This is a genomic window from Terriglobales bacterium (assembly GCA_035561515.1).
Taxonomy (GTDB): Bacteria; Acidobacteriota; Terriglobia; order Terriglobales; family Acidobacteriaceae; genus DATMXP01.
On record DATMXP010000044.1, the window covers coordinates 57,680 to 79,165 of the forward strand.

Below are 21,486 nucleotides of genomic sequence, written 5' to 3' on the forward strand. Positions count from 1 at the left end.
CGGGGAACATACTACAGGCCTGTTTCGAGGTGAATCCGTGAAAGTCTACGAAGGCATCAACGTCCGGAATGTAGCCCTGGTGGGGCACGCGGACGCGGGCAAGACCTCGCTGGTCGCGGCAATGCTTCATACCGCGGGAGCAACCCCCCAGCTCGGTCAAGTCGACAATGGCTCCGCCCCCACCGATTTCGACGAAGAAGAAGTCGCACGCGGTATGTCCATTTCGAATGCGGTGGCATTCGCCGAATGGAACAAAATGAAGGTGAACTTCATCGACACGCCGGGATTCAACATGTTCGTCCACGAAGCCAAGCTCGCGCTGCCAGCTGTGGAAGCGGTGCTGGTTGTGGTGGACGGCGTCTCTGGCGTGGAAGTATGTACCGAAAAAGCGTGGCACTACGCAGAAGAATATGAGATGCCGCGCGTAATCATCGGCGGCCGCATGGACCGCGAACGTGCCAGCTCCGAGCGGATGCTCGACTCGGTGACCGAAGAATTCGGACGCGCCGTGGTTCCGGTGCAGATCCCGATCGGCAGCGAAAAGAACTTCAAGGGTGTGGTGGACCTGATCCGCATGAAGGCCTACACCTACGACATGGGCGGCAATGGCAAGGGTAAGGAAGTTCCGATCCCCGCCGATTTGGCGGACGCTGCCAAAGCCGGACACGAAAGACTCGTCGAGATTATCGCTGAAGGTAACGACGCGCTGATGGAAGAATTCTTTGAGAAGGGCACGATTCCCGATGAACACCTTCTCCCCGGGATCCGGGAGGCCATGCTGTCGCACCGCATTTACCCGGTGCTATATACCTCGGGGCTTGGCAATATTGGGGCCGACCGTCTGCTCGACTTTATCGTCGAATTTCTGCCGGCCGCGACGGAGCATCCTGAAGTAAAGGGTGCGCCCAACACCGGCAACGGCGCGGGTCCTGCCATCCATCACGTGACCGATACCGAGCCCAGCTCGGTTTACGTTTTCAAAACGCTCAACGATCCGTTCGCGGGACGCGTCACGTACTTCAAGGTTTTCTCAGGCGTGGTAAAGAACGACGCCACACTCCAGAACTTTAGTCGCAATACATCGGAAAAATTCGCGCACCTTTCGATCACGCAGGGTAAACAGCAGGTTCCCGTGAACGAACTTCATGCCGGCGACCTGGGGTGCGTCGTAAAACTACGCGAAACTCTCACCGGCGACACACTTGGCGACAAGGCTTCTCCGATTCAATATCCACACCCGTCGCTGCCGGAACCGGCGATCACGTTCGCGATTGAACCCAAGTCGCGTGCCGATGAAGACAAGTTGTCGAACGGTATTCACAAGTTGATGGAAGAAGATCCCATGCTTCGCTTCTTCCGAGACGAGCAGACGAAAGAATTCCTCATCGCCGGCACGGGCCAGCAGCACATTGAAGTGGTCGTCTCGAAGCTGAAAAAGCGTTACCACACCGAGGTGAACCTCAAGGCTCCCAAGGTGCCGTATCGCGAGACCATCCGCGGCAAGGCCGACGCGCATGGGCGTCACAAGAAGCAGTCGGGCGGTCACGGGCAGTTTGGCGACTGCAAGATCAAGATGGAACCTTTGCAGCGTGGTGGCAACTTCGAATTTGTGAATGACATCTTCGGCGGTGCAATTCCGAAGAACTTCATCCCCGCTGTCGAGAAGGGGATCGTCGAGGCTGCGGCTCGCGGATACCTTGCCGGCTTCCCCGTAGTCGACTTCAAGGTCATCCTTTACGACGGCTCCTATCACGACGTTGATTCCAACGAACTCTCGTTCAAAACCGCGGGGCGTATTGCCTTCAAGAAAGCCATGGAGCAGGCCAAGCCCGCTCTGCTTGAACCGATCATGAAAGTCGAAATCACGGCTCCGGACGAGTTCGCGGGATCCATCATGGGTGACCTGAACTCCCGTCGCGGACGCATTCAGGGCATGGACAACAAGGGCGGCAAGACGATCGTAAAAGCCGAAGTGCCCATGGCCGAGATGCTGACCTATGGAGCAGAACTCACGTCTATGACGCAGGGCCGCGGTTCCTTCACCATGGAAATGGACCACTACGACTTCGTACCGTCAGCACAGCAGGAGAAGATTGTTGCGGCAGCGAAGGCGGCACGTGGCGAAGAAGTGGAAGAAGAAGAATAGAGCGCAGGCTTTTCCTCTGTGCGAATCCTGATGGGCGGCTCTGGCCGCCCATTCGTTTTGTTTCAATTAGGGAATTGCCTCATTCCGACGAAGAAAAATATAGCTCTGTCGTTAATTGCACGAAGTACACTTTGTCATGGTGGACAGGATTACCCCATGAATAAGTCGACCAGGCAAATTTCTTTAGCACTGATGAGTCTTCTGATCGTAGCTGATGTCCTACTATTTGCTTCTGCGGGTGCCGTGCTGCCTGCGGAACAGAAGGACGCGCCCGCACGATTGATCTCTGCAACGCATGGCGTGGACGATTGGCTCATTACTGCCCTACTGAAAAACAACAGTTCCAAGACGATTGTTGCTTACCGAATTGGCTGGGTTTACGTCATCGATTCCCATCGCAAATTCCATCAAGGCGAGTCGTGGGATGTCAGTGCGGGTATTGCTCCAGGTTCTATCTATAACATTCCACCGCAGAACGTAAAACCCAATGCACGTTCGAAGTTCACCGAGATCTTTGTTGCAGAGTTGAAGTTTTCAGATGGAACTCGGTGGAAAGCCGACCGCAATGAGTTTGGCCGATTCTCAGAGCTGAAGCGCGCATTGAAGTGAGTCAGGTTGCAATTCGCCTCTGTTGCCTAATTCAGTAGTTTAGAACAACTGACCGCCGTTATAGATCACATCGTCGCCGATGAGGCGCGCTTCCTGCATTAACTTGTGCTCGCGCATCGGGCCAGCATCCACGATGTGCAGCACCCGATGTCCGTGCGCAGTCAGCCAGTCGGAAACCATCATGCGGTGGCATTGGAAGTACATGCGTTCCGCGCACATGATGGCAACGTTTTGTTTCCCGGCCAACGCAAGAACGTCATCTATGCCGGCGCGGAACTCCCCGGTCATCATGTAGTCGGCATAATTTCGAAAGCTGTCATTACGCAATGCGGTGTGGGGAGAGTCCTGTCGCATCTTCTTGCGACGTCCGCCCAATCGCGGCTCCCACACATACGTCAGTCCACTGGCGGGAAGCTCGGTCTCCAGTGATTCGCGATTGAAGTGGGGCAGGCGACGCGACATCGGAAAGGTGCGGATATCCACCAGCGTCATGACCTTATGTGCGTGCAGGACGTCGATAAGGTCCGCCAGTGTGCGGGTGGAATGCCCGATCGTGAATACCGTAGCCAACCGGGAACATTAGATGTGCTGATAAGGCCTTGCGCAAGTCATCTCCGCCCATCCGAGGGATTTCTCTCGCTCGGAGCCTGAATTCCCGAAACTTTGGTATCAACACTGATTTCCACCACCAAAGTTGAAGCGCTGTTGGAAATCCGCCATCTAAGATTTACGCTGGATGCACCGGAAAGACTCCACGTAGTAGCTTCTGGTCCACGGTAGGTTGATGAGCGCTCTTCGTTATTACCCAATCATTCTTGGCGGGGCCACCGCGCTGGCGGTAGGCATTGGATTGATCCTGCGCGGCCGCCGCAAGACCGCGGAACAACTGGAGCGGGAGCGCCGCATGCGCTTGAGCCTGCATGGGCGGATCACTGACGGCACAGTGATTGACGCCCAGGAAGTTCCCAGGACCGGCGAGTCGGAGGATGCCGTGCAGTTGCTCATCTACCAGTACGACGTCTCCGGTGTCTCGTACGAAGCCTCCCAGGACATCACCCACCTTCGCCAGTTCGTGGACATTCACACCTGCAAAGTCGGGGTTCCCTCGTCAGTGAAATACAATCCGCAGAACCCTGGGGATTCCATCGTAATCGCTGAGGATTGGAGCGGATTGCGGCTGGCGCCTCTGCCCAGTGGAATTGCCCGGCGGCACCTAGAAACCGAACGGAAGCGTTAGCCTCCACTCGTCACCGATTTTTTTGACCGGGATGATATCGGCATTTACCCGGGATGCTCCTATGCTGCCGTCCACTCCAGCAGTAACTTCATTGCTGAGGAATACTGGCGTATCGCCTGTGCGGCTGACGTTCACGACGTTTCCGCTGGCGCGGAACGTTAGGCCCGCAGGATCGTAATGATTCATGGAAAAGCCGGGCAGTCCAACGACGTGCGCCAGACGTAGCAAAGCGTTCCGGCCGTATTCGGCACCTTCGGGATAGATCTCCTGCGCATCACGCAACGCGGGCTGGAACAGTTTCATTACGTTCTGACCGTTCTTGCTGGAAAGAGCGTCGTAAAAAGACTGAATCAGTTTCAGGATGGCCGTCCGGTCTTCGTCGGTAATCTGCACATTCGGAATGGCACGCGGACGCGCGGTAAAGGAAATCTGCTGCTTTGTCGCCGATGTGAACTGGTTTGGGGCAGATTGGAAGTGTGCCAACCGGCTATGTTCCGAGGCTCCCGCGTATCGCTCTTCGATCGTGATCTCGAGCGGTTCGGTCGCGTGGCTGACAAACTCGATTTGCAGCACATTCCCGCCGTCACGGAGATATCCGGCGACATAGATGGGCAGACCCGGCACAAACGAGTTCTTTAGGACGGTGCGCCCATTCAGCGAGACGACGTAGTCTCCGGCTCCAAAACCGCCCTGAATGCTCAGGAAGTATGCCGGGATGAGTTCGCCTTCAACGGCGAGAGGTGGAGGCCCGCCAATTTCCGGCCCCGCGGCAGCCCGTACGGCTTCCTTTCGGGCTCGCTCCTGACGAGCGATGTCCCCCAGTGACGGCTGTTCCTCCTGCCCATACCAGGGCTCCTGGTCCTGTCCTAGAACAAGGCCGCTGAGCATGAGGACGGCGATTGCCGCCAAAGTTGTTCTCCGCCAAGACATTGAGAGTACCTGGAAGACAATTCTAACGTTTGTCGACGGACTTGGAATCCAGCAGAAGTCTTAAGACCTTTTGCACACCTGCAAGGGCCAATTCCCAATTCTGGAATGTGCAAATTGGAAGGCCCAAACGCCAACCTACAAGAATTGGGATTTCTCGTTCTAACCGCTCCGTGCAAGTTCTTGATATTACGGGCTGTTACTTGGGCGGACTTCCGGTATCGAAATTGCAAGTTATAAAGATGCCGACTGTTCTAATACTACAGCGTTGTGAGAAGTACGCTGCACTTGGTTCGGTGAAGTTGGGTTCTATTTTATCGGTAAGCCGAGCCCGCAGCGCCAGACACACTTCGTCTGCGGTTTTAAACAGAGTCTGGGGTAAAAAACCCTTGTTTTGGGGGAGCCTATTGCTCCTCCTTTTTTTGTCTTCAACCGCGTTACTCTCATCCGATCAGCCCGGAAAGACACTCCGTTCCGGCTTCCAGCCAAGGACTTCCTCTGCCAGTTTGTTGCAAGCGCGGTGAGAGAGCGGCTTGGGCGCGTTCGGGTCACGCGGCGGACGTGGCGCTCCGATCCGCTCTGCCATGCAATCCACATACTCTCCGTAGCGCATCGGGCTGGCGTTGATATGGAAGGTAGTAGCTGCCGGCCCGCGCTCCAGTGCGGTGACGAACGCATTCGCCACATCGTCAACGTGAACGAGCGACACAAAGTGCGAACCATCCGCCGGCACAATCTCTTTGCCTTCGCGGATCCGTTGCAACAAACCTTCCTGAAACGTTCCTGGCCCCACAAAGATGCCGCACCGCAATACGATCCAGCGCATTGGCCTTGGTTGGCGACCGAACAGGTGCATGATCGCTTCCATGATCGCGACAGGCTGACAGACTTCTCGGCGCTGAGGCGAGTCATCGATCTTCGTGGACTCGTCCAGCCATGCGTCGCCACCATCGGGATAGGCCATCACGATGCTCTGCTGAACGAATGTGTGCACGCCGGTTTCAAGCGCAGCACGCTGCAAGCGTCCGGTACCACGAACCCGCAGTAGAGTGTTCTGAGTCCACGCGTCGGGCGCAGTGAAGTCTTTCGGAATGGCGGTGGCTGCATGGATAACAGCATCGCAGCCGCTCATCAGGTCAGTAAGGGCGGATTCCATGCCAGCGGAAAGCAGGTCGCCTTCCGCGATCTCTACGTCAAGATTGCCGAAGAGTTCCCGGGCTCTGGCCGGGTTGCGAACGAGTACGCGCGGCAGATGCCCGGCTTCCACCAGTTTCGGAACCAGTGAACGACCGAGAACGCCAGTTGCCCCTGCGACGAAGACTTTCACTGGGCGGAGCCTCCGGGCGTCATCAAGTGCTTCGTGAAGTAGTTCTCGATCAAGTGGTACAGGTGCGAAATCGCATCTGTGCCGGTGATGCCGTGCGTCTTATTCGGATACAGCATCAGGTCGAACTGCTTCCCGGCCTTGATCAGACCTTGCGTCATTTGGACCGTGTTCTGGATGTGAACGTTGTCGTCACTTGTTCCGTGCGCAATCAGCAGCGATCCACTCAGCTTCGCGGCATCGTTCGTCGGCGAACTTGTGGCATATCCCTTTTCGTTTTTCGAAGGCACTCCGAGATAACGCTCGGTGTAGGTGGAATCGTAGTAGCGCCAGTTCGATACCGGTGCGATGGAGATGCCTGCCTGGAAGCGATCTGAGTGCGTCATCGCATAGAGCGTCATAAATCCGCCATAACTGGCGCCATAGATGCCGACTTTCGTACCGTCCAGTTGTGGATACTTCTTCAACACCTGGTCGAGCGCAGCCAGTTGGTCGGCCAGTTCGATCTCACCGAACTTGTTCTTCAAGAAGGCGTTGAAATCGCGGCCACGATTCGCCATACCGCGGTTATCGACCACCAGAACAGCGAACCCTTTCTGCGCCAGATACGATTGCAGGAGACCACCGGCCCTTCCCCACTCGTCTTTAACTGACTGCCCCGACGGCCCACCATACGGGTGCATAACGACAGGAATTTTTGTGTCGGCTTTCGCATTCGGCGGCAAGAACAGTTGTCCAAGCAGCTTTGTTTTCCCGTCGGCAGCAACCAAATCCAGCCACTGTGGCTCGATTAGTTGATAGGCAGACAGGCTCGCCGGCTCAAATAGGGGCTTGCATCCACCGGAAACCTGGCAGACAGCGAGCGCCGCAGGTGAGTAGAGTGTCGAACTCTTGTCTGCGTAGTACGCCGGATTGGAACCAAATTCCACCTGGTGGGTCCCACTCGATTTCGTCAGTCGGCTCATCCCGGTTCCATCGAGCTTGATCGAAAACAACTGGCGCTGGCGCGCATCGTTGGGATCGGCGGTAAAGAACACCACGCCTGCTTTTTCATCGACAGAGTCGATGCTGAACACTTCGAAGTCACCTTTGGTAATCTGCCCGACCAACTTCGCCTCCGCCGCAAGCGGAGCGTTCACGTCGAACGAGTACAGGTAAATGTGAGTATGGCCGTCGCGCCAACTGGTCCAGAGGAAGCGCCCGCCTTCGAGGATGGTGAAGTTGTCATCTACATTCACCCAAACGTCGCTGGACTCGGTCAGGACCGGCTTCGCCTTCCCGGTTGTGGCATCCACGAAGTGGAGGGCCAGCTTGTTCTGATCGCGATTGAGGGTTTCAACCCACAATACGCCCGGACGTACCCATCCAAATCGCGGAATGTATCCATGCTCATCGACTGGTATTTCCATCCACTTGGTTTTCCCGGATCTCGCGTCCAGCACGCCAATACGGACCGCCGGGTTGGGATCGCCCGGATTCGGATACTTTTGGAAATCAGCACGTGCGTGGTTCGGGCTGTAATCCACGATGGGGTACGTCGGCACCTGCTTCTCATCCATCTGCAGGTAGGCGATCTGGCGACTATCGGGCGACCAGAAATAGTTGCTGCGTACGTCGAGTTCTTCGGCGTAGAGCCAATCGACTTCGCCGTTCAGGACGTTCGCCTCTTCGTCCCCTTCCGTTCTCGTCAGTTGACGCTCCATGGAGTCCGGCAACTCGCGAATCCAGAGATTGTGCTTTCGCAGAAACGCCACGCGTTTGCCGTCGGGTGAAAACTTCGGGTCGGTGGCAAGATCCGGGGACGAGGTGATCTGGACCGCGGTTCCGGTGTCGAGACGGTGCAGCCAAAGCTGGCCGTTGGCGTCGAATAAAAGCGATTTTGCGTCCGGCGCCCAATGATAGGCCGCAACTTTGTAGCGGGAACGCCACTCGCGAACGCGTTCGTCGGCGATCTTCTTCAGCGGTGGAGAGAGCTGAACCATCTTCGTCTGGCCGACGAGAACCGACTTCTGGCCGGTAGCGAGGTCCATCTGCCAGAGCTCTTTGCGGTCTCCGTCTTCACTGCTCTGGATGAACGTGATCTTTGAGCCGTCGGGGCTCCACTTGATGTCGCTGGGAGCATTTCCGACTAGCGCGTCTGAGGCAATGGACTCGATATCCAGCGGCTTGGAACTGACCTGGGCGAACGCGAAGGACGACAACAGGAGTAATACGAAGCAAAGCCGGCGAAGCATAGTGCTCTCCAGGGAGAATAGCGAACTGAAAAGTTTAGCAGGCGCCGACTACGGACAGGGGAGAGGCTATCTTCCGAGGAAGTAAACGAAAGCACTGTTTGGATGAGTGAGCCCCCAGATGCGAGCCATCTCGAACAGCATGATGAAGATACCGAGTCCGAAATATACGTTGCGGGCCATCTCCGGAGTGAGGACCGGCGCGGGAATGCCGCGTTGCCGGAAAGCCATGACCAGAACACGCTCCTGCTCCATGATGTAGTCCGCGATCGGGCGATGGAATGCCGCGATCAGGAATCCAAGGAGCAAGCGCAGGATTTCGGAGAACATGAGAAGAATGCTAGTCATAAGGCAAGGGTTACTCAATCCGGCGAACCTCCTAATATTCACCGAACCGGGACGTGACCGCAAGTCACTGGAATCACGTAGAAAGCCGCGAAATTCGGCCACTTTCAATGGTCAAACCCGAGCTTCTGGCGCGTGTTGCGTGCTACAATTTCCTGTAGTCCTACCGATGAACCCTGACCTATCCAAGCTGATCGACCTCCAAAAAGCAGACGCAGAAATATCCCGCCTGAACACTGAAATCGCTTCCCTTCCCAAGAAAGTCGCCGCCATTGAGGAAAAACTGGCGGGATCAAAAGACCGGGCGGAGAAAGCCAAAGCTGCCTTGAAGGCAGACGAAAGTGCTCGCCGCAAGCACGAAGGCGACATCGAGGCGCTGCGCCAGAAGATCTCCAAGTATCGCGACCAGATGCTCAATGTGAAGACGAACCAGGAATACGCGGCGCTTGGCAAGGAAGTGGAGTTTGCGCAGCAGGAAATCGGCAAGCTGGAAGACAAAATCCTGGAAACAATGATGGACTCCGACAGCAAGAATGCCGACCTGAAAAAGGCGGAGGCCGAGCTGAAGGCGCATGCAGCGGAGATCGAAAAGGAAAAAGCCGTAGTGCGCGAACTTTCCGCAGACGACGAAAAGGAACTGGGTGATTGGAAGGGAAAGCGCGATGCACTACGCGGTTCCATCGGCTCCGATGCGCTGCGTCACTACGATCGCGTGTTGAAGTTCCGGGGCAGCGCAATAGCGGAAGCGATTGACCACAAGTGTTCTGCCTGCCAGGTAATGTTGCGGCCGCAGGTTTACAACAACATTCGCAGTACTGACGAATTCATAACCTGCGATTCCTGTCACCGAATTCTGTTCTACGACCCGGCGCATGATAACGACCCCATTCTCCCCAAACCGGTAGCCAGTTCCGAACCGGAACAGGCTGATAACGCCGCGGCCCAGTAATCATTTCCAGGAGGCGCATATGCGCATCCGTTGGCTCTGCACGTTGCTCGTCGTGGTAGGTTCCACAGTTGCTTTATGCCAGGCACCGGGTACTGGAAGCGGTGGCACTACGGGCGGAGGCAGTACTGGCGGCAACCCGGGCGGCAACACCGGTAACACCGGGTTCCCGGGCATGATCGGCTCCACTCGCAGCGTACCCTCGGGCGTCGAATTGCAGATAAGGGTCGCTTGGCCCGACAACCGCCCGGTAGACGGCACGATTCATCTGCGCCTCATTAACGCCTACGGCGCAATCATTCAGGATGTGTTTACCGCACGCGAGGGAATGGCAAGTTTCCGCGCTGTTCGCGCCGGCACCTATACGATCCAGGTTGGTGGGCCCGACGTCGAAGACTCGACGACCGAGCCAATCCAGATCTTCGAGTCAAGTGGCGTGATGATGCACTGGATCACCGTCAAGCCTCGGGATCCGAATCGAAGCGTCGGTGGACTGCCCGGCGGCAATGTCTCGGCGAGCGAGATGAGCGTCCCGAACAAGGCCCGTAAGGAAATGGATAAGGGACTCCATGCCATGGGCAAGAACGACTTGACGGAAGCGACCGATCACTTCCGGAAGGCGGTAGAAATCTATCCGAAGTTCGCACGCGCCTGGAACAATCTGGGCGTCGTGAAAGCCAGGGAAAACGATCGGACCGGCGCTGTCGAGATGTGGGACAAGGCTCTTGAAGCGGATGACAAGTTCGTTCCGGCCTACTTTAACAAAGCACGGCTTGAGATCCTCAACCACAAGAACGACGCGGCGGAAGAGTTGATCCGGAAAGGCTTGAGCATGGACCCCAACCACCCGGAGGGACTCTTCCTGCTCGCAAACACGCAGTACGCAAATGGCCAGTGGAACTTGGCGCTCGAAACCGCCAATCGGTTACACAAGATCGAGCACAAGCGCTTCAGCGATATTCATATAATCGCGGCACAATCCCTCATGCAGCAGCGACAGCACAAGCTCGCGCTGGACGAGCTTGAGATCTTCCTGAAAGAATCGCCTGACAGCCCGAAAGTGGCTCAGGTCCGGAAACAGATGGCGCAGTTGCAAGCCATTCTTCGACAGGATCCGGCAAGGTTACCCTGAAGAAACAGAGTCAGAGCTCCATTGTAAGAATCAGCCAGCGTGCCGCAGCCCGGTTGCGGCACGGCCACGTCTGGGTATACCGCTCCGATGTGGTGGGCGAACCAGAGCTCCCGCCCGGAGCACTTGTCGGCGTTTCCGATGAACGCAAGAACTTGATCGGCACAGCGTTCTGGAGCACCTCTTCGCAGATTGCGTTAAGGATGATCTCCACTGGCCCGGTGGACGACCCGGCGACTCTCGTACGCGACCGGATTCGTGCGGCGATTGCTTTCCGCAAGGAATTGGTCGAGAACAGCGACAGTTATCGGCTCGTCTTCAGCGAAGCCGACCAACTGCCGGGCGTCATCGCGGATAAATACAACAACATAGTCACCATCCAATTCCTCACTCAGGCGACTGATCAGCCATGGTTTCGGGAAGTTTTCCTTTCCACAGTTCAGGAGGAAGTAGCTCCGTCGTCGATCGTCGAGAGAGTCGAAGAGCGCATTCGCGAACTGGAACAGCTTCCGGCAAAAGAATCAGGCCTGGTGTTCGGCTCCCAGGGTCAGACCACCTTTACGCTCAATGGCGTGAACTTCGGGTTCGACGCACTCGGCGGGCAGAAGACTGGCGCCTTCCTCGACCAGCGGGAGAACTACGCGGCCGCCGCGAAGTATGCGCACGGCGAAGCAATGGATGTCTTCACGTACCAGGGCGGATTTGCCCTGCACCTTGCGCGTGTGTGCGATTCGGTGATCGCCGTCGATTCCTCTCGCGCTGCGCTCGAAATGGCCGAGAAGAACGAATCGCTGAACTCATTTCCTAAACCGATCGAATGGACGGAAGCGAACGCATTTGATCTGCTCAAGGACTGGTCCTCTACTGGCCGGCAATTCGACACTGTTGTGCTTGATCCTCCCGCGTTCGCCAAAGGACGCAAAGATCTCGGCTCAGCGCTTCGGGGCTATAAGGAGATCAACCTTCGCGCCTTGAAAATGCTCCGTCCGGGCGGCGTGCTGGTAACTTGCAGTTGTTCCCATCACGTCAGCGAGACAGATTTCGTCGATGCCATCCGCGACGCCGCCAGCGATGCCCGCCGGCTGGTCCGTGTTCTCGAGAAGCGTGGGCAGGCAAAGGACCACCCGGTGCTTCTGGGTGTCCCGGAGACGGCTTACCTCAAGTGCGTGATCCTTCGGGCTTGAAGTCCGGTTATGACGCCGCTGCGTGACGGGTTGCTGGTTCCTCCGGCGCTGGTTCTGGCTTTTCTTCTTCCAGGTCCTGTATTCGCTGCTTCCGATGCAGAAACACATACGCCCCAAATATGCTCAGGAGCAGCACACTCACGAGCGTCATGATCATGGAGAAGATGACCATGTTCCGGACCGGGCCCTCCGCTTCGCGCAGATCCTGGCTCACCACGATCATCCACGGCAGATTCGGATAACTGGCCTTCAGGCTGGTATCGGCGAATCCGATCAGGTAAGTCTCGCGGTTGCGCAGAGTCGCCGTCAGGTAGCTGGATTCACGCCGATGCAGGCTTCCGAGCGCGTCGCGAATTGCCGCGAACTCCTCCGAGTTGACCCGTTCCGTTGGAGAAACACCGGGTGCTGTCACGACTGTGCCATCGTCTCGAATCAGAAACACGCGGCCGGTGCGGGCGATCTGCAACTGGTTCAGGTATGAAAACAGCGGTGAAACGTCCACCAGTGCGGTGATCACACCGACGAAACGCCCGGAGCCCTCCTGGTATATCGGCGAACTGACGGTCACATACTGGGAATGCCCGTCAAAGTGCACGTCCGAAACGTAGGTCTTGGGCTGGCCTTTCGCCGAGATCGCACGCCAATATTCGCTTTCCGTCTGGAAGTAGCGGAGCGGCTTTTCGGTGGCTGCCACTGCGGCTCCTGCCTGATCCACCACCGTAATACTCAGAAACTTCGGATTGAGTTCGTGGTGCCGTCGAATCGACCGGGCAACATCGGATCCAAGAATCTTCCTCACCAACAGATCGCTTTCGGCGGTGTTCCACTTGCCCTCCACCTGATCGGCCCGCGCGCGAATAGCCGCTTCGGGCATGTTCTCGTAAGAGCGATTTGCTTCCGTGACAGCCGACTGCACCGTCGGTTCATTCGCGATCTGTACCAGTTCGCTCACCTGTTCCCCGATGTACTGGGAAGTGATGGCAGCCGAACCTCGAGCAATGGTGCGGAAATATGCTCCGTTCATTTCCTGCACTTGCTGGCTGGCTTGCAGGCCAATGTAAAGGCCAAAGATGCTGATCGGAATCAGGATCAGGATCAGCGCCACAAACAATCGTTGCAAAGGAATGTGGAATTCAGACGAGTCGAAGGGCATGGCGTTCCTCCTCCCAGGGGGAATGGCAACAAGGAAACTTCCGGTGGAGCCCGACGAAATGGCCTAAATACGGGGCCTGAGTACAGGTGGAGCGTACTTTACAGGATCCCGGGAGTCAGTGATAAGTCTCACTTAGTCCGGCCCGTTCCGCGATCGGCATGCCGAGCGATTTGAGCCGTCCTGGTTGGTATAATCGTGAATTGTCCTCATGAAAAAGAACGCACTAGTACTATCGCAGGACCGCAAGCCGCGTTTGATCCGATCCACCACCGTGCTGGCAGTTCGCCGTGACGGCAAGGTGGTGATGGCCGGGGACGGCCAGGTCACGCTCGGCGATCACGTCATCAAGCACAACGCGCGGAAGATTCGGCGCATGTACAGCGACAAGATCCTTGCCGGATTTGCCGGCTCCACGGCGGATGCCTTTTCCCTGTTCAGCCGCTTCGAAGCCAAGCTGGACCAGTACCACGGGAACCTTGGGCGGGCCGCAGTGGAACTCGCCAAAGACTGGCGTACGGATAAGGCGCTACGGCATCTGGAAGCTTTGCTGCTTGTCTCCGACCCGAACCAGACATTCCTGATCAGCGGAAACGGTGACGTCATCGAACCGGAAACAGGCATTGCCGCGATTGGCAGCGGCGGACCGTTTGCCCAGGCGGCGGCTCAGGCCTTGGCAGATCATACGCAGATGTCGGCCCGTGAGATTGCCGAGGCAGCCATGAAGATCGCCGGCAAGATGTGCATCTATACCAACGAGACCTTCGTCGTTGAAGAATTGTGATGGCCGCGGTACCTCGCGGACGCTAACGAGTTTTTGGAGCAGTAATGGCAATTTATCTCCCCGGAACAGCAGAAGAAGAACAGGTCGCGCTCGACGAACTCACACCGCGTGAGATCGTGGTTGAACTCGACAAGTACGTTGTCGGACAGCACGCCGCAAAGCGTGCCGTCGCGATTGCACTCAGAAACCGCATGCGCCGTCAGAAGCTGACTCCCGAGCTGGCGGAAGAAATTATCCCCAAGAACATCATCATGATCGGGCCCACCGGCGTCGGCAAAACTGAAATCGCTCGCCGCCTGGCCAAACTCGCCAATTCCCCGTTCCTGAAGGTGGAAGCTTCCAAGTTCACCGAAGTCGGCTATGTTGGTCGCGACGTGGAGTCCATGATTCGCGACCTCATCGAGATCGCCATCGAGATGGTCCGCGAGGAGAAGCTCGAAGACGTCGCCGACAAAGCCGAGTTGAATGCCGAAGAGCGGTTGCTTGACCTGCTGCTCCCCAGCGGCAACGTAGGCTTTCGTCCGGGCGACTCGGGCGGTTCGCAACCCGAACTCCTTCCCGGCGAAACGTCGTCCCGCACGCGCGAGAAGCTGCGCCAGCAACTGCGTGAAGGCAAACTCGACGACCGTCTTGTGGAACTTGAAGTCCGCGAGAAATCCTTCCCCGCCTTCGAGATCATCTCCAACCAAGGCGTCGAAGAGATGGACGTCAACATCAAGGACATGCTGCCCAACATCTTCGGCCAGCGTTCAAAGAAGCGGAAGATGAAGGTGAGCGAGGCCTTCGATTACCTGGTCCAGGAAGAAGAACAGCGCCTGATCGACATGGACATGGTGACGCGCATTGCCGTCGAACGCGCCGAGCAGTCGGGCATCATCTTCATCGATGAAATCGACAAGATCGCCGGGCGCGAAGGCGGCCACGGTCCCGATGTCTCGCGCGAAGGCGTACAGCGCGACATCCTGCCCATCGTGGAAGGAACCACCGTCAACACGCGCTACGGCATGATCCGCACCGACCACATCCTCTTCATCGCGGCCGGTGCGTTTCACGTATCGAAGCCGAGCGACCTGATCCCCGAACTGCAGGGCCGCTTCCCCATCCGCGTAGAACTTCAGTCTCTGACCATCGAGGACTTCATCAAGATCCTCACGGAGCCGAAGTCTTCGCTGACGAAGCAATATATTGCGCTGCTGGAAACGGAAGGCGTGAAGCTGGAGTTCACTCAGGAAGCTCTTGAGGAGGTCGCCCGTTTTGCGTTTCGCGTAAACGAAGGAACAGAAAATATCGGCGCACGACGTCTCCATACGATCATGGAACGCGTGCTCGATCAGATCAGTTTCGAGGCGCCTGACCTTAAGGACAAGAACGTCACGATTGACGCCGCCTATGTTGAGAAGATGCTCACCGACATCGTGAAGGACCAGGACCTGTCCCGCTACATCCTGTAGCGAGCGCTCCAGAAATACGAAGCCGCGAGGAGTTCATCCCTCGCGGCTTTTCTTTTGGCTAAGATTACGCGCTTACCAGCGACCCCACCTTTTCCCCCTGCACCACGCGCTTGATGTTGCCGTGTTTGTTCAGGTTGAAAATGATGATCGGCAGATTGTTGTCTTTGCAGAGGCTGATCGCCGTCGCGTCCATTACCTTCAGGCCGCGTTTCAGTATCTCCATGTAGCTGATCGTCTCGAACATCGTCGCGTCTTTCACCAGTACCGGATCCGCATCGTAGATCCCTTCCACCTTGGTAGCTTTCAGGATCGCGTCCGCCTTGATTTCCATGGCGCGCAACGAAGCCGCCGTGTCAGTCGAGAAGTAAGGGTTTCCCGTCCCGCCGGCGAAAATCACCACGCGGCCCTTCTCCAGATGCCGCATCGCACGCCGCCGAATGAAGGGCTCTGCCACCTGGTTCATCTCGATCGCCGATTGTACACGCGTGTGGACGCCTTGCTTCTCCAGCGCGTCTTGAAGCGCGAGTGCGTTGATGACAGTGGCCAGCATACCCATGTGATCGGCCGAAACCCGATCCATGTTCTTCGCTTGCACCGCCACACCGCGAAAGAAGTTGCCGCCCCCCACCACAATGGCGATCTGCACACCTAACCGACTCACATCGGCGAGTTCGGCAGCTACTTCGTGAATTCTTTCAGGGTCAACTCCAAAACCCTGTTTCGCGGCGAGCGCTTCGCCGGAGAGTTTCAGCAGGATACGTTTAAACGCCAGATCAGCCACTCCAGTAGTCCCTCGGAAGACTTTGTTATTCAGTGTAGTGTCTGGTGGCGGATACGTGCAAACTTCATCGAGAATGGCTCGGAACGGCTCGCTGTCGACGTCACACTCTCGTATTTCGTACAGCCAAGCCCTGTCCTCCGGTAATCGCGCTTGGCGGCTGCACTCCATAAAGCTGCACTCCATAAACTAGATAAAGTGCGGTCGCGGCTTTGGTTTCGTTCAGGCGGCTGGCGGGCTAACCCCCTTCCTCGTGCCCTCCGTCACATCCCGCTGTAGCAACCGTCCTGAAGCCAGCCTCGCCTTCGTGCCAGCATTATCACGAGTATGCTCGTAACCTCCTCCAGCCCACTACCACTTGCGTCACCGCTCGTGACGCTGCTCGACAAGCCTGCCGCAGACTTTACCCGCGACAACCTTCTCCGCGTCATCTCCGAGAAGCAGATCGAGCAGATCACGTTCCACTACACCGCCATCGACGGCAAACTGAAGGAACTCCGTCTCCCCATCAGCACCATCGCCGGAGCCGAACAGGTTCTCGCCGAGGGAGAACGCGTCGACGGATCGTCACTGTTCAACGGCGTCGTGGAGCGCGGCGCATCGGATCTCTACGTTGTTCCGCTGTATCGCAGCGCGTTCCTGAACCCGTTCGAGCCTGGCAGTCTTGACTTCATCTGCCGTTATTTCGACCGCCACGGGAACCCGGCGGCCTTCGCGCCTGACAACGTCCTCCATCGCGCTGCCGCGAACCTGAAACAAAACACCGGACTGGACCTCCGCGCGCTTGGTGAACTGGAGTTCTACCTGATCGGCGACCATCGGGCCGACTTGTACAAATCCGAGCAACAGCGCGGGTATCACGCTTCGGCGCCCTTCGTGAAGAACGGCGAAGTGGTTGCCGAAATGATCCGCCACCTCGAACAGATCACCGGTGCCATCAAGTACGGTCACGGCGAAGTCGGATGGATCGGTACCCTCGAAAGCGACGTCGCGGAGATCTCCGGAAAAACCGCCGAACAGTTCGAGATCGAGTTCCTCCCGATTCCCGTCGAAGACTGTGCCGATGCTCTGGTGATCGCGCGCTGGATCATTCGCAATGTAGCCTACCGTCACGGGCTCATCGCGACGTTCACACCCAAATTGGAAGAAGGTGCCGCTGGAAGCGGCATGCACTTTCATCTTGAACTCGCGCGTAATGGGCGGAACGTTGTCACCACTGCTGACGGATCACTCTCCACCGAAGCACTAACCCTGATCGGCGGCCTGTGCAATCACGCCGACGTTCTCACCGTATTCGGCAACACCGTGGCGTCCTCATATCTTCGCCTTGTGCCCGACCAGGAGGCGCCAACCCGCATCTGCTGGAGCGACATGAACCGTTCCGCGCTGATCCGTGTTCCACTCGCGTGGAATAACATCGGCTCACTCTCCGATCAGATCAACCCGCCTGCTGCCTACGATGGCGTCGTTCCTCGCCAGACAGTCGAACTCCGCACGCCGGACGGAAGCGCCCTGATTCACATGCTGCTCGCGGGCATTGCGGTAGTCGCCGATCACGCCTTTGACGACCCGAGCGCCCTCGCGGTGGCAAAGCAGCGCTACATCACATCCTCCGGATTGAACGATGAGCAAACCGCCGCGGGATTGCCCCGGCTTCCACGCAGTTGCGCCGAAGCTGCATCGCTCCTTGAGCGCGATCGTGAACTGTTTCAGCGTAATGACCTGTTCCCGGCCAAGCTGATTGACTACGTGGTCTCTTTGCTTTTGAAGGAGGAGGATGGCCAACTGGCTCGCGACCTGCGCGAACTTGGCCCCCAGCAGCGAACTCGGGCAATGCGCAAGATCATGCATCGCGACCTGCACCGGCACTGATTACATGAATTGAAAGGTTGGTTAAGAAGGGCCCGGATTCACCGGGCCCGTTCTACTAGTAGGTCGTTACGCGCACTTCTCGATCCACAGACTGCATGGCCACACGTTCTGTCCGTCGTAGGTTGGCGCAAACATCTTCATTGGCTCCGGCATTCGCGTGTAGCTTCCTTGCCATCTCGGAAACACCGCACGGAGAAGGTTCTGATACCCCAACTGCATCATGCTGCCCGACCACACGATGCGGAACTTCTCATTCCCGCACAGGAAAGCCTGCAGCAGATACTGCTCGCCCCAGAAACAGAGGTTGTCCATTACGAATTTCTTCGGATAATCGGCCGGCATGAAGATGTCGTGAAAATGCACCATCACGCCCTTCTTCAAACGCGGCAGCACCTCCAGGATCTCGTACACAACGTCGCTTCCGAGCGAAACCACATGGCTTGAATCAAGGAAGAGCACATCTCCTGCCTCGAGCTGGTCGAAGAAAGAGGGAGGAAGGTCCTGCACCGGAGAGGGGATCAGGCGGCTCAGGCCCGGGAAACCTCGTTTGAGCCAATCGTCAGGATGCGGTTCCACGCTAATGAGCTCGCATGGCTTCTGTTCCTCGGCGTTCTTTCGAAGCGCCGTCGCAAGCAGCCGGGTCGAATTACCGCCACCCACTTCGATTACCCGCTTAGGTTTCCTCTCCCTCAGGATCGAGTACGCCACTTCAGCATCCACCGACTCGAAGAAGCCGTTATTACGGTGAAATGCGTAACTCTCATCCGGCTCATCGTTGAAGTCCCATTCCGGCTCATAGACTCGCCAATCATGTAATTTTGCCAACTGCAGGTTCACATCGAAACGGATTGCAGCTTCGCCCGGCCCCCCCGGCCATTTTCGGTTTTCTACGCGCGCGAGATCCGGTATGGGGAAATAGAAGTGAACTGGTGTAATGCTGAACCCAAGCGATTGCGCAAATCGAAAGCCACGCACGTAAAGTAAACGGATTGCGTGACTTCGCCGCACCGCCCTCCACGCCCGCTGCAGCATGCCACGCCATCTCGGCTCCGCGACCGGAGGTCTTGTGGGAACTGTTGCATCGGGAGTCATCAGTGTCGCCGCTCGTGCCATTCCTCGCACCTCTTCTTACAGATAAGCGGCTGCCGTCGGCAGAATCTTCGGGCCGCCACTTTCATTCACCTGTGGTCAGATGAAAACCAAGCTCCGCGAGTGTGCCTCAAAAGTTGCCTCAGTAGCACTTTTCCAAATACGGTGCCACTGTCCTTGCTGTAAACCGTGGTTTTGCCTATTTTGGGTATATGAAGAGGACCGCATTTCTCATTCTGATCGTCGTTGCTGTCACAATTGGTGCCTTTGCCGCAGGCAAAGTGGAAAAAGTTGGACCTTTTGCAGGTGAAGCGAGCGAGGCTCTCAAGTCTGCGCTCCAATCTGAGGGTTATCGCGTATATCTACCTAACACTTTAGTGGGATGCGAAGTCTGGTTCGCCGCCAAAACGGCCGAAGGAAAGAACACCGGCCAGGGCACAAGCTACCCTGACTTCAAGGAGTCCACCTTCCTCGGCGTCATCACCTTTCCGAAAGGTGGTGGAACCGATTTTCGCGGACAGTCCGTCCGTGCCGGTTCTTACACTATGCGTTACGAAGTGTTGCCGAGTGATGGCAATCATCTCGGCGTAGCACCGTATCCGGATTTCGTTTTGCTCACCCCGATTGCCGATGATCCTGATCCGAACGCCACCTTTGATTTCGTCCAATTGATGGAGAAGAGCCGCGCCGCATCCAGGACATCCCATCCAGCGTCCTTCGAAATGTTGCCGCCGGAGAAAGGCGAGCCCGCCGTCACTCAAACTGACGACGGCTGGGTCGTGTTGCACGGGACGGTAACCACGGCTGACGGAAAGAAACTCCCTGTCGCGCTGGTGGTCAAAGGGTCGGCTACGTAAGGCCGACGAATAGTTCTGGTTTCAAACAAAAAATGGGGGCATCCGCCCGGATGCCCCTTCCCCCAGCTGTGACAGGAGAGTCACAAGGAACTTTTCATCAGCGGAGCCATGCGCTCAACGCTGCCTCCACGATAAAACATAACCGTGAATTGAGTATTGTTTTACTGTCATCCGCCGCAAAAGGGAAATCTATTTTTCTTATGCTTTCGATTAGTTTTTGTTTTGAGAAGTTTTCGCAGACAACCAGCCCTGTTCACCCTTGATCGGAGCACCCGAAAAAATATTTCTTTCGTGGAACCCTCGCCAGAGTCTCGGAAATCCACAAGTGTTGAATTTGTTGATGTATACAACAGGCTGATGCTTAATTTATTTACAGCCCCTAAGCCGTTGAAAACACAAAGTAACCCCCGGTTAACGCTCTCCCGCAGCCTAAGTCGCTGTTGAATTAATCAACACAACCTCGTCGCATGTTTCTGCTCCCACATTTTCGTTGACCACCTCTCGCCGCTCGTAACCAGCAACGTTTTCAGGTACTTAAGTCGCCGCTGAATTCCGCTGCAACGAATCTTTCAGGGTTGGCATGGCGAATGCATTTAGGAAAGGTGGCGAGCGGCCTCAGCAGCAAGCATCGCCAGAAATAGGAGAAACGCCATGACAGTCATTCTGGTACTTGCGACCTTCGTAGCATTCTTACTGATCGATCATTTCTTCTCGAAGAAGCCAGCAATTCAAGTTGCAGCACAGCCCGCGATCCCAAAGATTGCGGCAGCGACCGCCGAACCGCGGTTTGTTCCCACCTTGGTAGGTGGATTCCGGGTGCCTGAGAATCTTCGCTATCACCCCGGACATACCTGGGCGTTGAGCGAAAGTCCGAGCCTTGTGCGCATCGGGATTGACGACTTCGCCTCCAAGCTCATTGGCAAGATCGAGAGTGTTCAACTGCCGCAGCGTGGAACCTGGGTTCGCCAAGGCCAGAAGATCTGGAGCATCACGCGCAATGGCAAGAAGATCGACATGGTGTCGCCTATCGAAGGCAGCATCACCGACATCAACGACGAAGTGGTCAACAATCCCGAACTAGCGAAGAGCGATCCTTACGGCGAAGGCTGGATGGTGACCGTTCAGTCGCCCGACGCGAAAACGAACTATCGCAACCTGCTCGGCGGACAGCTTGCCCGCTGGTGGACAGAAGAAGCGGCCGGCCGTTTGCAGCAGAAGTTCGGTATGCCGATGCCGGCTCTTGCACAGGACGGCGGCGTGGCCGTTGACGATCTGACCGCCAACATGCCCGATGCCGACATCGAGAAGTTGAGCCACGAGTTCTTCCTCGCGTAACCGGTTTTGCGGGCTGAGGCCGCAACGGCGCCCAGGCCCAAAGAACCAAGCCGGCACGGGCGCCGGTGATATTCAAGGCCCCTGATGAATAC

19 protein-coding genes are annotated in these 21,486 nt (G+C 56.8%); 11 read left to right on the forward strand and 8 right to left on the reverse strand.

Features of this window, described 5'->3' with window-relative positions:
* Positions 1–37: 37 nt before the first annotated feature.
* Together fusA and VN577_19745 are read left to right on the forward strand one after the other, a co-directional pair.
* Positions 38–2,146, forward strand: coding sequence for an elongation factor G (fusA, locus tag VN577_19740; GenBank protein HWR17071.1), 2,109 nt, complete (start codon positions 38–40; stop codon positions 2,144–2,146).
* Between the two features lie 18 nt (positions 2,147–2,164).
* Positions 2,165–2,755 carry a hypothetical protein gene (locus VN577_19745; protein ID HWR17072.1) on the forward strand — a complete coding sequence of 197 codons (591 nt, stop codon included), beginning with the start codon at positions 2,165–2,167 and terminating at the stop codon, positions 2,753–2,755.
* Positions 2,756–2,794: 39 nt separating this feature from the next.
* On the opposite strand, the gene VN577_19750 is transcribed toward VN577_19745, so the two are convergent.
* Positions 2,795–3,325: a DUF488 domain-containing protein gene (locus tag VN577_19750; protein ID HWR17073.1), complete on the reverse strand. Its 531-nt coding sequence runs from the start codon at positions 3,323–3,325 to the stop codon at positions 2,795–2,797.
* A 214-nt stretch (positions 3,326–3,539) separates the two neighbouring features.
* Between VN577_19750 and VN577_19755 the strand changes: the two genes are divergently transcribed.
* Entirely contained in the window at positions 3,540–3,992 is a 453-nt protein-coding gene (locus VN577_19755) for a DUF3592 domain-containing protein (GenBank protein ID HWR17074.1), read from the forward strand.
* Here VN577_19755 and VN577_19760 read toward each other — a convergent pair.
* The 4 genes from VN577_19760 to VN577_19775 all read right to left on the reverse strand — a co-directional run bounded on the left by VN577_19760 (position 3,969) and on the right by VN577_19775 (position 8,822).
* Entirely contained in the window at positions 3,969–4,901 is a 933-nt protein-coding gene (locus VN577_19760; protein ID HWR17075.1) for a hypothetical protein, read from the reverse strand. The genes VN577_19755 and VN577_19760 overlap by 24 nt on opposite strands.
* 469 nt (positions 4,902–5,370) lie before the next feature.
* On the reverse strand, positions 5,371–6,246 hold the full coding sequence (locus tag VN577_19765) for an NAD(P)-dependent oxidoreductase (GenBank protein ID HWR17076.1): 876 nt from the start codon (positions 6,244–6,246) through the stop codon (positions 5,371–5,373).
* The gene (locus VN577_19770; GenBank protein ID HWR17077.1) at positions 6,243–8,477 is read right to left on the reverse strand and encodes a S9 family peptidase; all 2,235 of its coding nucleotides are present in this window, start codon (positions 8,475–8,477) and stop codon (positions 6,243–6,245) included. Before VN577_19770 ends, VN577_19765 begins: the two co-directional genes overlap by 4 nt.
* 66 nt (positions 8,478–8,543) lie before the next feature.
* Entirely contained in the window at positions 8,544–8,822 is a 279-nt protein-coding gene (locus VN577_19775) for a hypothetical protein (protein HWR17078.1), read from the reverse strand.
* A 166-nt stretch (positions 8,823–8,988) separates the two neighbouring features.
* Here VN577_19775 and VN577_19780 point away from each other — a divergent pair, with 166 nt between their 5' ends.
* Genes VN577_19780 through VN577_19790 form a run of 3 tightly spaced genes read left to right on the forward strand, consistent with a single transcriptional unit; the run spans position 8,989 to position 12,078 of the window.
* Complete coding sequence (locus VN577_19780) at positions 8,989–9,768, forward strand: C4-type zinc ribbon domain-containing protein (protein HWR17079.1); 780 nt, start codon at positions 8,989–8,991, stop codon at positions 9,766–9,768.
* 19 nt (positions 9,769–9,787) lie between these two features.
* Positions 9,788–10,897, forward strand: coding sequence for a tetratricopeptide repeat protein (locus tag VN577_19785; protein HWR17080.1), 1,110 nt, complete (start codon positions 9,788–9,790; stop codon positions 10,895–10,897).
* Between the two features lie 29 nt (positions 10,898–10,926).
* Entirely contained in the window at positions 10,927–12,078 is a 1,152-nt protein-coding gene (locus VN577_19790) for a class I SAM-dependent rRNA methyltransferase (GenBank protein HWR17081.1), read from the forward strand.
* 7 nt (positions 12,079–12,085) lie between these two features.
* On the opposite strand, the gene VN577_19795 is transcribed toward VN577_19790, so the two are convergent.
* Positions 12,086–13,231 (reverse strand): cache domain-containing protein, encoded by a 1,146-nt coding sequence (locus VN577_19795; GenBank protein HWR17082.1) that lies wholly within the window; start codon positions 13,229–13,231, stop codon positions 12,086–12,088.
* A 208-nt stretch (positions 13,232–13,439) separates the two neighbouring features.
* On the opposite strand from VN577_19795, the gene hslV reads away from it, so the two are divergent.
* Both hslV and hslU read left to right on the forward strand, forming a co-directional pair.
* A complete protein-coding gene (gene hslV, locus VN577_19800) occupies positions 13,440–14,012 on the forward strand; it encodes an ATP-dependent protease subunit HslV (GenBank protein HWR17083.1) in 573 nt (190 codons plus the stop codon).
* A gap of 44 nt (positions 14,013–14,056) precedes the next feature.
* Positions 14,057–15,463 carry an ATP-dependent protease ATPase subunit HslU gene (gene hslU, locus VN577_19805; protein ID HWR17084.1) on the forward strand — a complete coding sequence of 469 codons (1,407 nt, stop codon included), beginning with the start codon at positions 14,057–14,059 and terminating at the stop codon, positions 15,461–15,463.
* Positions 15,464–15,527: 64 nt separating this feature from the next.
* On the opposite strand, the gene pyrH is transcribed toward hslU, so the two are convergent.
* Complete coding sequence (gene pyrH / locus VN577_19810; GenBank protein ID HWR17085.1) at positions 15,528–16,244, reverse strand: UMP kinase; 717 nt, start codon at positions 16,242–16,244, stop codon at positions 15,528–15,530.
* Between the two features lie 324 nt (positions 16,245–16,568).
* Here pyrH and VN577_19815 point away from each other — a divergent pair, with 324 nt between their 5' ends.
* Positions 16,569–18,113 (forward strand): glutamine synthetase family protein, encoded by a 1,545-nt coding sequence (locus VN577_19815; protein HWR17086.1) that lies wholly within the window; start codon positions 16,569–16,571, stop codon positions 18,111–18,113.
* A 66-nt stretch (positions 18,114–18,179) separates the two neighbouring features.
* Here VN577_19815 and VN577_19820 read toward each other — a convergent pair whose 3' ends face one another.
* Positions 18,180–19,226 (reverse strand): class I SAM-dependent methyltransferase, encoded by a 1,047-nt coding sequence (locus VN577_19820; protein ID HWR17087.1) that lies wholly within the window; start codon positions 19,224–19,226, stop codon positions 18,180–18,182.
* Positions 19,227–19,414: 188 nt separating this feature from the next.
* Here VN577_19820 and VN577_19825 point away from each other — a divergent pair, with 188 nt between their 5' ends.
* A complete protein-coding gene (locus VN577_19825; protein HWR17088.1) occupies positions 19,415–20,059 on the forward strand; it encodes a hypothetical protein in 645 nt (214 codons plus the stop codon).
* 651 nt (positions 20,060–20,710) lie between these two features.
* Positions 20,711–21,394, forward strand: a complete 684-nt coding sequence (locus VN577_19830; protein HWR17089.1) for a glycine cleavage system protein H — start codon at positions 20,711–20,713, stop codon at positions 21,392–21,394.
* The last annotated feature ends 92 nt before the right edge of the window (positions 21,395–21,486 follow it).